The 13732-nt window shown below is 71.8% G+C and carries 10 protein-coding genes and 1 rRNA gene; 4 read left to right on the top strand and 7 right to left on the bottom strand.

The features are described 5' to 3' along the window. Positions 1 to 77 precede the first annotated feature (77 nt). From ACZ5GH_RS19065 to sigJ, 3 genes are all read right to left on the bottom strand, one after another. Positions 78 to 1577, bottom strand: a complete 1500-nt coding sequence (locus tag ACZ5GH_RS19065) for a sensor histidine kinase (protein WP_464334835.1) — start codon at positions 1575 to 1577, stop codon at positions 78 to 80. A 12-nt stretch (positions 1578 to 1589) separates the two neighbouring features. Next, complete coding sequence (locus ACZ5GH_RS19060) at positions 1590 to 2378, bottom strand: response regulator transcription factor (RefSeq protein WP_401106243.1); 789 nt, start codon at positions 2376 to 2378, stop codon at positions 1590 to 1592. Positions 2379 to 2608: 230 nt separating this feature from the next. Further along, positions 2609 to 3496, bottom strand: coding sequence for an RNA polymerase sigma factor SigJ (sigJ, locus tag ACZ5GH_RS19055; protein WP_387759717.1), 888 nt, complete (start codon positions 3494 to 3496; stop codon positions 2609 to 2611). A 212-nt stretch (positions 3497 to 3708) separates the two neighbouring features. Between sigJ and ACZ5GH_RS19050 the strand changes: the two genes are divergently transcribed. The 4 genes from ACZ5GH_RS19050 (at position 3709) to ACZ5GH_RS19035 (ending at position 8712) form a co-directional block, all read left to right on the top strand. Continuing rightward, a complete protein-coding gene (locus ACZ5GH_RS19050) occupies positions 3709 to 4827 on the top strand; it encodes an LUD domain-containing protein (RefSeq protein ID WP_387759655.1) in 1119 nt (372 codons plus the stop codon). A gap of 75 nt (positions 4828 to 4902) precedes the next feature. Further along, a 5S ribosomal RNA gene (gene rrf, locus ACZ5GH_RS19045) occupies positions 4903 to 5019 on the top strand. A gap of 233 nt (positions 5020 to 5252) precedes the next feature. Continuing rightward, complete coding sequence (locus ACZ5GH_RS19040) at positions 5253 to 5966, top strand: IclR family transcriptional regulator (protein WP_030246527.1); 714 nt, start codon at positions 5253 to 5255, stop codon at positions 5964 to 5966. 547 nt (positions 5967 to 6513) lie between these two features. Then, the gene (locus ACZ5GH_RS19035; RefSeq protein ID WP_387759650.1) at positions 6514 to 8712 is read left to right on the top strand and encodes a transglycosylase domain-containing protein; all 2199 of its coding nucleotides are present in this window, start codon (positions 6514 to 6516) and stop codon (positions 8710 to 8712) included. Positions 8713 to 8778: 66 nt separating this feature from the next. Here ACZ5GH_RS19035 and ACZ5GH_RS19030 read toward each other — a convergent pair whose 3' ends face one another. From ACZ5GH_RS19030 to tgmB, 4 genes are all read right to left on the bottom strand, one after another. Continuing rightward, positions 8779 to 10560, bottom strand: a complete 1782-nt coding sequence (locus ACZ5GH_RS19030) for an RICIN domain-containing protein (protein WP_464334834.1) — start codon at positions 10558 to 10560, stop codon at positions 8779 to 8781. A gap of 411 nt (positions 10561 to 10971) precedes the next feature. Continuing rightward, positions 10972 to 11451, bottom strand: a complete 480-nt coding sequence (locus tag ACZ5GH_RS19025; protein ID WP_464334833.1) for a ricin-type beta-trefoil lectin domain protein — start codon at positions 11449 to 11451, stop codon at positions 10972 to 10974. Between the two features lie 206 nt (positions 11452 to 11657). Then, complete coding sequence (locus tag ACZ5GH_RS19020; protein WP_464334832.1) at positions 11658 to 12761, bottom strand: methyltransferase domain-containing protein; 1104 nt, start codon at positions 12759 to 12761, stop codon at positions 11658 to 11660. Further along, positions 12758 to 13732: an ATP-grasp ribosomal peptide maturase gene (tgmB, locus tag ACZ5GH_RS19015; protein WP_464334831.1), complete on the bottom strand. Its 975-nt coding sequence runs from the start codon at positions 13730 to 13732 to the stop codon at positions 12758 to 12760. Before tgmB ends, ACZ5GH_RS19020 begins: the two co-directional genes overlap by 4 nt.

Here is a 13732-nt window from a genome sequence, read left to right as displayed (position 1 = left end):
GCCCGGATTCCGGACTTTCGGGCTTTCGGGCCTTTCGGGCGGGACTGGCGGGGAAGTCCCGCGCCCGGGAATTCCGGTCAGCGCTGATGGGGCAGTTCGACCCGGAAGGTGGCGCCCTCGCCCGGGGCGGTGCGCAGGGTGAGGGTGCCGCCGTGGGCGCGGGTGAGGGCGGTGGCGATGGCGAGGCCGAGGCCGGCGCCGCCGCCGTTGTCGCGGCTGCGGGAGGGGTCGACCCGGAAGAACCGGTCGAAGACCTGGCGGGCCTGCTCCTCGGTGAGGCCGGGGCCGGAGTCGGCGACCTCCAGCAGGCAGATGCCGCCGGGGCCGGCGCCCACCCCGATCCGGACCGGGGTGCCGGGCGGGGTGTGCTTGACCGCGTTGCCGACCAGGTTGGTGACCACCTGCCGCAGCCGGGCCTCGTCGCCGATGACGGGCGCCGCCCCGGGCGCGCCGGTGCCCGCCGGGCCGGTGAGCGCGACCGGGCGGCTCGGGTCGAGGGCGGTGAGGTCGTGCAGCGCGTCGGCGGCGAGGGTGCGCAGGTCCATCGGGGCGAGGTCGAGCGGGCGTTCCTCGTCCAGCCGGGCGAGCACCAGCAGGTCCTCGACCAGGGCGCCCATCCGGTCGGCCTCGCTCTCGATCCGGGTCATGGTCCGCTTGACGTCGGCGTCGGTGGGCAGCGCGCCCATCCGGTACAGCTCGGCGAAGCCGCGGATGCCGGCCAGCGGGGTGCGCAGCTCGTGCGAGGCGTCGGCGACGAAGCGCCGCATCCGGGCCTCGGACTCGGCGCGGGCCGCGAAGGCGGCCTCGATCTGGGTGAGCATCCCGTTGAGCGCGATCGACAGCCGGCCGACCTCGGTGCCCGGCGACAGCTCCGGCATCCGGTGCGAGAGTTCGCCGGCCGCGATCCGCTCGGCGCCCTCCTCGATCCGGCGCAGCGGCCGCAGGCCGGCTCGTACCGCGAAGAAGCCGAGCCCGGCGATCAGCAGCAGGACGCCGCCGCCGATGGCCAGGAAGGAGGTGCTCAGCTTGCCGATGGTGGCGTCGATGTCCTCGCGGGAGACCGCCACCATGACGTGGGTCGGGGTGACCGTCGGCGAGGCGTACGCGCTGGGGTTGGCGGCCTGCCCGCGGGGGGCCTGGAGCGGCAGCACCAGCACCCGCCAGCTGTGCTGGCCGCGCTGGTCGGGCAGGTCGAAGGGGACGTCCGGGGCGGTCCGGGTCGGGTCGAGTCCGGCCAGCTGGGGCGCCGGGTCGGTGTCGGAGACGGGCTGGCGCATCACCGCCTGGACCTTGCCGTCCGAGGAGAGGTACTCCACCAGGTACTGGCTGGGCAGGCTGACCCGCCGCCCGGCGACGGCGGGCCGCCCGGCGGCCGGCGCGGTCAGCTGGCCGGGGGGCTTGCGGGACAGCGGCGGCCCGTACCGCTGGAGCTGCTCGTCGAGCTGGTGCACCAGCTGGTTCCGTACGGTGCCGAGCACGAAGGCGTCGCTGACCGCGAGCCCGGTGGTGACCAGGGCGAGGGCGAGCACCAGCAGCCGGGCGCGCAGCGACAGCCGGGAGGAGAACCGGGCGAACACGGACGGGCCCGGTCAGCCCTGCGGGGGGCGGCGCAGGGCGTAGCCGATGCCGCGCACGGTGTGGATCAGCTTGGGGCCGTGCACCGGGCCGGAGTCGAGCTTGCGGCGCAGGTAGGAGATGTACGACTCGACGATGGAGAGGTCCCCGCCGAAGTCGTAGGCCCAGACGTGGTCGAGGATCTGCGCCTTGGAGACCACCCGGCCGACGTTGGCCATCAGGTAGTGCAGCAGCTTGAACTCGGTCGGGGAGAGCGAGACCGGGGTGCCGCCGCGGGTGACCTCGTGGGCGACCGGGTCGAGGCTGAGGTCGGCGACGACCAGCCGGCCGTCCTCGGCGGGCCCGCCGGCCCGGCGCAGGATGGCGCGGATCCGGGCGATCAGCTCCTCCAGGCTGAACGGCTTGGTGACGTAGTCGTCCGCACCGGCGGCCAGGCCCTGCACCTTGTCGCCGACGCCGTCCTTGGCGGTGAGGAAGAGCACCGGCAGGTGGTCGCCGGGGTGCCCGTGGGCCGGGCCGGCTATCTGGCCGCGGCTGGTGCGCTCGCGCAGCTTCTCGACGACGGTGAAGCCGTCGAGGTCGGGGAGCATCACGTCGAGCACGACCAGGTCCGGGCGCTCGGCGGCGACCAGTTCGAGCGCCTCGGTGCCGGTGGCGGCGGAGGCGACGCGGAAGCCGGAGAAGCGCAGCGAGGCGGAGAGCAGCTCGCGGATGTTGGGCTCGTCGTCCACGACGAGCAGGAACGCTTCGCCCTGGCCCCCGGCCACCGTGGAGCCGCCTGGTGTGGTGACAGTGCCTTGCACGGGGCTTTCGCCTCCCGGTCGGACGATGACGTTCAGCATGAGGCTAGCCCCCGGAGGCTATGCGGCATGGATGAATGTTGGATTAACACCTTATCGGTCGGTTTTTGGGCGATCGGTGCACAGGGGTGGGCTCGGTGGTGTGCGCACGGGCGTGAACACGACGAACGGGGAGCGCGCGGGGCGTGACGCGCCTCACTCCTGCGCATCGCGCCCCTGCGGCCGCCCTCCCGTCAGAGCCGGAGCCCCTCCCCTGTCCAGGGCCGGAGCTTCTCCGGGTTGCGCACCGCCCAGATGTGGGTGATCAGGCCCTCGGCGATCCGGAACGCGAACACCGTGACGATGACGCCGTCCTTCCGGGCGACCAGACCGGGCAGGCCGTTGACGGTGCACTCCAGCAGCGTGATGCCCGCCGCGAAGCGGTCCGAGTCCAGATGGGCGGCGGCGATCCGCTCGCGCCCGGTCAGCGGGTGCAGCAGCGCGCCGACCAGGCCGCCGCCGTCGGCGATCACGGTGGCCTGCGGGTCCAGGACGTCCATCAGCGACCTGAGGTCCTTGGCCTCCCAGGCCCGTTTGAACTCCCGGACGACGCCGGCCTGGGCGCTCGTCGGCACCGCCGGGGCCTGGGCGGCCCGGATCCGGCGGCGGGCGGAGGTGGCCAGCTGGCGGCAGGCGGCCGGGCTGCGGCCGACGATCGCGGCCACCTCGGCGAAGGGGTAGCGGAAGACGTCGTGGAGGACGAAGGCGACGCGCTCGGCCGGGGTCATGGCCTCCAGGACCACCAGGAACGCCATGCTCACCGACTCGTCCAGGGTGATCCGGTCGGCCGGGTCCGCCGCCGGGTCGGCCGCGGCGTCCGTCCACTCCCGGGGCGCGGGCAGCGGCTCGGGGATCCACTCGCCCACGTAGCGCTCCCGCCGCGCCCGCGCCGAGCCGAGCAGGTTGAGGCAGATCCGGCTGGCCACCGTGGTCAGCCAGCCGCCGGGCGAGGCGATCGCCTCCCGCTCCCGCCGGGGCAGCGCGTACCACCGGGCGTAGGTCTCCTGCACCGCGTCCTCGGCGTCGGCCAGCGAACCGAGCAGCCGGTACGCCAGGTTGATCAGTCGGCGCCGCTCGCTCATGATCGCGCCCAGGCCCGGCTCGGTCGTGGTGTCTCCCTCGTCGTCCCGCACCGTGTCCCCACCCCTTCCACTTCGACTCGACGGTCCTTCCTCCCCCTCATGACATCGCAGCGGCCCGGGATGTGACGTCCTCCTCCCCACCTCACGTTTCGAGCGGCTGTTCTGTCGTACCGATCGCACCGGTCATACGGAACGGGGAAACGGAGAATCCGATGAACGACTTCCAGGCGATCGCCGACCGCGTCGAGATCGCGGCCCTGCAGGCCGAGTTCACCGACGCGGTGATGATGCGCGACCGCGCCCGCCTCGCCCTTCTGTTCACCCCGGACGGCGTGCTGCGGATGCCCGACGTCCCGGTCGAGCTGATCGGTCCGGAGCAGATCCGGATCGGCGGCGAGAAGCTCCAGGAGCACTGGGACTTCTTCATCCAGAACACCCACCCGGGCGCGATCCGGATCGACGGCGACACCGCGGCCGGGCGTGCCCACATGCACGAGATCGTCCGGCTGAAGAACGGCGTCCAGGGCCTCAACTACGCCGTCTACCACGACCGTTACCGGCGCACGGCGGACGGCTGGCGGTTCACCGAGCGGGTCTACGAGACCCGGTACCTGGACACCAGCCCGCTGACCGGCTCGGCTCCGCGCGCCGGCGGGGCCGGGCCGGGCGCGAGCGGCTGGGGGCAGGGCCCCGGCGGCTGGGAGCGGGGCGCGACCGGGTCGGCCCCGTACTCGGACCCGGCGCCCGCCGACCGGCTGGAACGGGCGGCCGCCGCACTGGCGGCGAACGGCTTCACCGTCGAGCTCCTGGACGACACCGCCGCCGCGCGCGCCCGGGTCGCGGAGCTGGTCCCGGCCGGCGCCACCGTCCTCACCGGGGCCAGCGAGACCCTCCGGCTCTCCGGAATCGAGGAGGACGTCAACACCGGCGACCGCTACCGGGCCGTGAAACCCCGGGCGCTGGGCATGGACCGGGTCGCCGAGGCCGACGAGCTGCGCCGGATGGTCGCCACCCCGGACGTGGTGCTCGGCAGCGTCGCCGCCGTCACCGAGACCGGTTCGCTGGTCGTCGCCTCGGCCACCGGCAGCCAGCTGCCCGGGTACGTCGGCGGCGCCGGCCGGGCGATCTGGATCGTCGGCGCCCAGAAGGTCGTACCGGACCTCCCGGCCGCCCTGCGGCGCGTCGAGACCCACGTCCTCCCGCTGGAGTCCGAGCGCGCCCGGGCCGCGTACGGGCGGCCGAGCGCCGTGAACCAGCTCCTGGTGCTCAACGCCCCGGCCCGGCTCTCCCGGGGGACCGTCCTGCTGCTGCGCGAGGCCGTCGGCTTCTGATCGGCCCGGGGGCGACTGCTATGATTCGCGACGAGGCGAAGGCAATGCTTTCGAGCAATTGCCCGGCCCGATCATTTCGGTGGTCATAGCGAGAGGGAAACGCCCGGCTCCATTCCGAACCCGGAAGCTAAGCCTTTCAGCGCCGATGGTACTGCAGGGGGGACCCTGTGGGAGAGTAGGACGCCGCCGAATTCTTCTCAACGGCCCCTGCCGTGTCCGACAGTGACACGGCAGGGGCTTTTTGCATTCCGCCCGCCGCTTCGCCCGCCATTTCACCTCCCGGCAGCCTCCGCCCCCCGAGCGCGCCCGGCGGATCCAGCATGTGAGACGCCGAAGCCCGGAAGAACCGCTTTGCGGGCATCTGAGAGGATGACGGACATCGAAACAGACTTGCGTCTCGCTGACTGAGACTGCAATATCATGGTATGGACAACACTAGCGGCGTCGGCGTTCTCGACAAGGCCGCTCTGGTGCTCAGCGCACTGGAGTCGGGCCCCGCCACGCTGGCGGGGCTGGTCGCCGCCACCGGTCTGGCGCGCCCCACCGCCCACAGACTCGCCGTCGCACTCGAACACCACCGCCTGGTCACCAGGGACATGCAGGGCCGCTTCATCCTCGGCCCCCGCCTGTCCGAGCTCTCCGCCGCCGCCGGTGAGGACCGACTGCTCGCCACCGCGGGCCCCGTCCTCACCCATCTGCGCGACGTCACCGGGGAGAGCGCGCAGCTCTACCGCCGCCAGGGCGAGATGCGCATCTGCGTCGCCGCGGCCGAACGGCTCTCCGGCCTGCGCGACACCGTCCCCGTGGGCAGCACCCTGCCCATGAAGGCCGGCTCCGCCGCCCAGGTGCTGCTCGCCTGGGAGGAGCCCGAGCGCCTCCACCGAGGCCTCCAGGGCGCCCGCTTCACCGCCACCGCGCTCAGCGGCGTCCGCCGCCGCGGCTGGGCCCAGTCCATCGGGGAGCGCGAGCCGGGCGTCGCGTCCGTCTCCGCCCCCGTCCGCGGGCCCTCCAACCGCGTGGTGGCCGCGGTCTCCGTCTCCGGGCCCATCGAGCGGCTGACCCGTCACCCGGGCCGCCTGCACGCCCAGGCCATCATCGAGGCCGCCAACCGGCTCACCGAGGCCCTCCGCCGCAGCTGACCGAGGACGGCCGAAAGACGCGAAAGGGCCGCGCCCGAGGAAACGACCTCCTCGGGCGCGGCCCTTCGCGTGTTCCGGCCCGCCGGTTCCCCCGCGGTTCCGGCCCACCGGTTCCCCGCGGTTCCCGGCAGCCTTTCCCCCGCGGCCTTCCGTCGTTCCCCGCGATTCCCCGTTCTCACGGTTCGAGGCGGTGCGGGCCCCGGAAGAGGAAGGTCGCCTCACGGATCGACGTGCAGCCGCAGCGTGTTCACCCGTCCGTGGACGGTGACCGTCTCCCCGATGCGTGCGTGCGGTTCGGAGACGAGGTGCAACCTTTCGCCCCGCTCACCGCATCCAAGTGATGACAGGACCGCGGGAGGGGAGGCCGCCGCACGCGCGAAGGGCCATATCGAGCACTGGTCGCCGCATTCTTCCGAAACCATTCAATACGTATACGATTTGCCGTGTCGAAACCGATTTTGACCCCCTTTCGGATCTGTTGCACAGCCGTGACAGCCGTGCCCGAAAAACCGCTTGCCCGACCACTCCCAGGAGTTAGCATCCGGGAATGGAATCGAATCGCCCCCCGATATGGAGTTCCTCCGAGGACGCGGACCGCGGGCCGTCCCGCAAGGCGCCGCTCCGGCTGGCCGGCTTCGGTGCGACCTTCCTGGGGGTGAGCGTCGTGTCCGGTGTGCTGCTGGCGGGGCTCGCCCTGCCCGTCGCGGGCGGCATCGGACTGACGGCCAAGAGCACGGCCGAGGGCTTCGAGGACGTCCCCTCCGACTTCAAGACGCCGCCGCTCACCCAGGCGACCCAGATCTTCGACGCCAAGGGCGGGCTGATCGCCAAGGTCTACGAGCGCGACCGCACCGTGCTGACCGCCGATCAGATGTCGCCGTACATGCGGCAGGCCCAGGTCGACATCGAGGACGCCCGCTTCTACGAGCACGGCGCCGTCGACCTCAAGGGCGTCCTGCGCGCCATCAGCAAGAACGCGGAGAGCGGCACCGCCTCGCAGGGCGCCTCGACGCTGACCCAGCAGTACGTGAAGAACGTCAACGTCGAGCAGGCCGGGGAGGACCGGGACGCCGTCCTTGAGGCCCAGCGCAAGACCCTGGGCCGCAAGATCCAGGAGCTCAAGGTCGCCATCAAGCTGGAGGAGGAGCTGCCGAAGGAGCAGATCCTCACCAACTACCTCAACATCACCTTCTACGGGAACGGCGCCTACGGCGTGGAGGCCGCCTCCCAGCGCTACTTCGGCAAGAGCAACAAGGACCTGACCGTCGCCGAGGCCGCGACCCTCGCCGGGCTGGTGCAGAACCCGTCCCAGTACGACCCGAAGCTGCACCCGCAGGCCGCGCAGAACCGCCGCGACACCGTCATCGACAAGATGCTGGAGAACAAGCACCTCACCGCCGACCAGGCGAAGGAGGCGAAGGCCGCCCCGTTGGGCCTCAACTACAGGGCGCCGCAGAACGGTTGCATCAAGGCCCAGGCCGGGATGGGCTTCTTCTGCGACTACGTGCGCCACGTGGTCAAGCAGGACCCGGCCTTCGGCAAGAGCGCCGAGGAGCGCAAGAAGTTCTGGAACACCGGCGGCCTGAACATCCACACCACGCTGGACCCGGACAAGCAGGCCGCCGCCCAGAACGCGGTGAGCTCCAACGTGCGGGTCACCGACAGCGTCTCCGCCGCCGTCTCCATGGTCGAGCCGGGCACCGGCAAGATCCTCGCCATGGCCCAGACCCGCCCGTACGGGCTGCTGGAGGAGAAGAACGAGACCGTCGTCAACCTCAACGTCGACGCGGCGATGGGCGGCGGCAACGGCTTCCAGCCGGGCTCCACGTTCAAGCCGGTCATCGCGGCCGCGGCCCTGGAGGCGGGCCTGCCGGCGACCCAGGAGTACACGTCCGACAACAAGATCGAGTACCCGGCGATGAAGACCTGTACGGGCACCTGGCGGAACGACACCCGCCCCAAGACGGTGGTGCCCAACGAGTCGCCGAACGAGAAGGGCGCCTACCAGCTGAAGCAGGCGATGGCCCTCTCGGTCAACACCTACTTCGTCCTGATGGAGAAGGACATCGGCCTCTGCGCGGTCAAGCAGATGGCCAACAAGCTCGGCATCACCACCAGGGCCAGCGGCAAGCCCCTGGAGGAGGTGCCCTCGATGGCCCTGGGCGTCGCGGAGATGAGCCCGCTGACGATGGCCAACGTCTACGCGACCTTCGCCGCCCAGGGCACCCACTGCGCCCCGCTCGCCATCGACCGGATCACCACCGTGGAGGGCAAGGACGTCCCCGTCCCGGCCGGCCACTGCGAGAAGGCGTTCTCCGAGGAGACGGCGCGGGCGCTGAACACCGTGCTGAACGGCGTGACCGAGAACAACGGCACCGGCGCGGCGCTCAACCTGGAGGACAACCGCCAGATCGCGGGCAAGACCGGCACCTCGGACCGCAAGCGGGCCGCCTGGTTCAACGGCTACACCCCGCAGCTCGCCACCGCGGTCTGGCTCGGCGGCCCCAAGGGCGGCGTCGAGATGCGCAACATCACCATCAACGGGAAGTACCGCACCGAGGTGTTCGGCGCCGACGGCCCCGGCCCGATCTGGCGGGACGCCATGAACCAGGCCCTGCGCGGCACGCCCAAGCAGACCCTGCCGATGGCCGACATCCCCGACCCGGCCCCCAAGCCCGCCCCGAACGCCACCGGCACGCCGACCGGCCCGGCGGCCACCGCCCAGACGCCCGACCAGCCGCGCTGACCGCACCCGCTGCACGTACGCGCCCCGCCGAGCACCGACTCGGCGGGGCGCGTCCCGTGCGGGCGCCTACTTGAGCGCCGTACCGCCCGAGTTGCGGTACGCGGTCGTCTTGTTGACCAGGTTTCCGCCGTCGGTCTCGGGCGTGGTCTGTTCCGACCAGCCGGCGCCGAACAGGAGGGCGCCGACGTGTGCGTTCGCCACCTGGTCCATGTGCGAGAAGAACCAGTCGACCTTGTCGTCCTTGTAGTGGCCGGGGGTGTTGTTCCCCGCCATGTTGCCCAGGGGGATCTGCCACAGGACCACCGGCTTGCCCACCGACTCGGACATCGTCCTGTAGAACGCGAGGGCGGCGAAGCCCTTCTGGTCGTTCCAGAAGGTGTCCTTGCTGCCGTGGGCGGGCAGCGCGTACCAGCCCGCGTCGCGGTCCGTCACGTCGGTGACGAGGAAGTCGGCGTTCTTCGCCCCGAGGTCCGCGTAGTCCTTGACGCACTGCGGGGTGTTCTGCTGCCAGTCGAAGCAGGACAGGTGCAGGCCCACGCCGGTGTTGGGCGCGTACTTGTGGCTCATCGCGATCATGCACTGGGCCAGGCCGGAGGCGCTGTTCTCCTGCGATCCGCAGTCCGCCGGGTTCGCGGCCTTGACCTGGGCGGAGACCTGGTGCGGGTTGCCGAGCGAGCGGACGTAGCCCCAGAAGTCGGGCTCGATGTCGATCATGTCCTGCGCGTTGCCGATCTTCTGGAGGAAGAAGCGGTAGTCGTTCAGGTACTTGGTGAGCAGGTCGGCTCGGTTGATGGCCTGGACCTCGCCGGGACCGTCGCCCTGGCCCGCCATGTCTCCGAGGTCGCGCAGCGAGTACCACGTGAAGAGGTACTTCTGCGGGCGCGGCTTGCCCTGGTACGTCGCCTTGGACGCGCGGTCGTTGTTCAGGGTTATCTGGGTGCCGGGCGCCGTGGTGTCGCCGGTCCAGCAGCCCCACCAGCCCGACCACTCGGCCTTGCAGCGCGAGGCCGTGTAGGCCTCGGACGAGGGCGCGGGCTGGCTGTGGATGTAGGCGTACCGCACGTCGAACGGCGCGGCGTTCGACGTGGCGTCCTCCATCATGCCGCCGAGGAGCACCGTGCTGCTGCCCATGAAGGTCTTCGCCGGGGCGCCGCCACCGCCACTGCCGCCGCCGGGTGCCGGAGATGTCGCCGGCGGGGCCGAGGCCGACGGCGGGCGGGTACCGCTCGGGGCCTGGCCCGTCGGAACGCTGCCGCCCGGCTTGGAGGGCGTGGCGGTGTTGCCGGTGCTCCCGGTGCTGCCCGTGCTCCCGGTGTTCCCGGTGCTCCCGCTGCTGCCGGAGCTCCCCGCGCTCCCGGCGCCGCCGCCGCTCCCGACCGGGACGAGTTGCCACTGCTGGTTGGCGCCACCCCAGTCGTGGTACTGGGCGACGCGGCCCCCGTCGGCCTTGGAGCCGCTCTGGACCTCGACGGCCAGGCCGCTGAAGCGATTGATCAGACGCACGTAGCCGTCCGACGACTTCTCCAGGTGGAACTGCTGGTTGACGCCGTTCAGGTCGCGCCACTGCACCAGCTCGGAGCCGGCGGTCCTCGACCAGTTGTAGTCGTCCAGCACCTTGCCGGAGTTCCGGTTCTGCAGCCGGTAGTTCCCGTCACCCGAGTCGATGAACCGCCACTGCTGGTTGGTCCCGTCGTGACGGGACCACTGCGCCACCGCCGCACCGTCGTGCGTGGCGTAGCCGAGGCCGTCCAGCACCTCGCCGCTGTTGCGGTTGACCAGCGTGTACCAGGCCTTGGTGTCCACGACGCCCGCCGAGGCCGTGTTGACCACGGCCACGGACCCGCCCACGACCGCCAGCGCGACGGCCGCCCAGAGACTCCGACGCTGGTACAGCCGACGGCTGCGGTGCTTCTGCCGTCGCCCCGGAACGGCTGAACCGAACGAGGGGCGGCCACGGCGGGCGCCGCCGCTGGGAGGAGACGCCTCCGACGACGTGGATGGGCGAGGGAACATGTCGATGCTCTCTTTCAGCCGTTGCCTCTTGACCGGACCGCCTGGCCGGACACCACCCAGTTGCCACCGCCCCCGAGAAGGTTGCCGCGGCCGCGAGAGGTCTTCTGGACTCCTGCCGACCGGGACGGCTCATCGTCGCCACGCCCCCTCTGAAGGGATGGACAGCGGCCCGACGTACGCCCTACATGGACCAGCGGCCCCTCGCACGGAGCGAGGGGCCGCCGGAACGGAGACGACAGTGCGGTATCAGGTGAGCGCGAGGCTGATCTGCTCGTTGAAGACGACCCAGTGCTGGCCGCGGTCCGAGCTGTCGCACGGCTTCGTGGAGACGCTCGCGGTGCCCCACGCGTTGGCGAGGCAGTACGCCGGAGCGAAGGTCAGCGAGATCTGCTGGCCCGAGACGGTCCAGTACTGGCCCTGGTCCCTGGGGTCGCAAGGCTTCACGGAGACGTCCGAGGCGTTCCAGGTGTTGGCGAAGCAGTAGGCCCGCGCCTTGGTGAGGGAGATCTGCTGACCCGAGAGGGTCCAGTGCTGCCCGGAGTCGTTGGCGTCGCACGGCTTCGTCGACACGTTCGGGGTGCTCCAGGCGTTGGCCAGGCAGTACAGCCCGGGGGTGCGCGGAGCGCGGTGGGCGCTGTCGGCGGCCCCGGCCCCGCCGGCCGGCAGGAAGGAGGCCGTCAGGGCCAGCGTGGCGACGGCGAGCGTCCTGCGGAGTGCGATTGCCATGAGGCGGGATTCCGTTCTCGCTGGAGGCCGTGCGATTCACGCACGGCCGTGACGTCCATTCCCCGCTCGGGCCCGAGCGCAAGGCAAGTGATAGCAGCGATCGCCGACGAACCAACGGCGTTGCCCAGCACATTCATCCGAACGGGTAACCCCACGCACCGCCGCTGACCGCCCGACCGACCACCACCTCGATCGGCCTTCAGCCCTCAGCCGGACCACCGAAGGGTGCTGCCGTCCGGAGCCGTGTAGCCCGTGAACCGGCCCGCCGGGCCGGCCTCGACGGTGAACCACTCGCGGCGGGGCCGGTTGCGGTCGAGCCAGGAGCGATGGGCCGCTTCGACCACCCTCCAGAGGTCGCGCGGGCCGCCGAGGGCGACGGTGCGGCCCCGCGCGTGGGCGGTCGAACCGTCCACGGTGTCACGGAGCACATGGCCGTCGCGGACGACGGTGGGCCCGAGGTGGAGGTCGGCCCAGAACGCGAACCCCGGGTCGTCCAGCACGTGGGCGCCGGTCTCCGTGGTCCGGCCGTCTCCTCGGCTCGCAGGCACTCCCCGGTCCGCTTCCGTCCCGTCTCGCAGCGGCATGAAGGCGGCCGGACGGTGCAGGTACCGCCCCACCGCGCGTCCGTCCGGCAGCTTGGTGAGCCTGGCTACCGCGCCACCGATCGGCGCGACGAGGAGACCACCCGGCGCGCACTGGTCGAGCCACGCCCGGGGCAGCCGGCGGACACCGCAGGTCGCGATGATCCGGTCGTACGGCGCGCCCGCCGGGTACCCGTCGGCTCCGTCGGCCGCCACGACCGTCGGCCCGAAGCCCGCCTCGCCCAGCCGGGTACGGGCGGTGGCCACCAGATGCTCGGTGCGGTCGACGGTCGTCACGTACCGGTCCCCGGCAAGGTGGCAGAGCAGAGCGGCGTTGTAGCCGGTACCCGTGCCGATCTCCAGCACCCGGTCCCCGGGGCGGACGTCCAGCGCGTCGAGCATCTCGGCCATCAGGCTCGGCAGCGTGGACGAGGACGTCGCCATCCCACGCACCCCCTCCGGGCCGGCCGCCTCCGCGTGCACACCGTCGACCTCGGTCACCAGCACCCGGTCCGCGTACACCTCCCGCAGCCATCCCTCGCCCGCCCGCCAGGGGCGGTGGACGCCGTCCTCCTCCCGGAAGAACACCGGAACGAACGGGTGCCGCGACACATTGAGGAACGCCTCCACCACCCGCGAGGCCAGCACCGCGATCGCCCGCTCGATCTCCGAGGCCAACCCGATCCGGGCCCGGAGCAGTTGGTCGTCGCCGTACGGGACGGTCGTCATACCCGGTCGGCCCCTTCCAGGTAGTCGCAGACGGCGGCCGTGATGGGCAGCCCGGTCGCCTGCTCGATGAACCCGTACTGCCCGTTGGGATTGATCTCCAGAAACGTCCAGTCCCCCGAAGGTGAAACGACGAAGTCGAAGGCACCGTAGGGGAGTCCGAGCCTTCCCAGCATGCGGTGGACCGCGTTCGCCACCGCTGCCGGCGGATCGCAGACCCGATAGGTCAGGCTGTCGTAGTCACTGCGCCAATCTACTTCTGCTGCCGCCGAGTTCGCATGGATCTCCGCGGCGAACATCCGCCCGCCCACCGCGGTGAGACGCACCTCATGGGCCTTGGGCACCCACTCCTGGAACAGGTGCGCCGTGGTGGAGACCGAAGGATGACCGGTCCCGCCCTCCTCCAGCACGCTCGCGTAGACGGCGACCGACTGGCCGCCGATGGTCCCCCGGATCGGCGTGAAGGGCTTGTAGACGACCGGGCCCGCGACGTCGTCCGCGAAGTCCTGTGCGGCTTCAGGTCGGTTGGTGATCAGCGTTCGCGGGACCCGGAGTCCGGACTCGGCCGCCACCCGGAGCTGGAGCGGCTTGTACTCGGCGTCGGCGGCGCGCCCGGGCGGCGGCAGCCACCGGCAGGGCAGCGCCGCCAGCAGCCCGCCGAACCCCCGCCGCGCCTCGGCGGAGGCCACACCGCGACCCGCCGCGGACATCTCGGCGGGGAACTCCGGTGCGGTCGGGCGACGGTAGTAGACCGACCGGACGGTGGAGAGGTCCAGCGTGCGCCGCCCGGTGGCCAGCGTCCCGGCCCAGCCGGACGCCCCGTCGAGGCCGGCCACCACGGCCAGCCTCGACGGGAACCACGCCGTGTCCGCCCGGAAGACGGGAGTTCCGCGCCGGTTCAGTTCCTCGATCACGAGGTCGGCGGTGGGATCGAAGGTCCCCGTCAGCACGAGGACGGCATCGGCGGTCGACAT

This window comes from Kitasatospora sp. Xyl93, from assembly GCF_055383135.1.
This window is presented reverse-complemented; position numbering and strand designations above follow the sequence as displayed.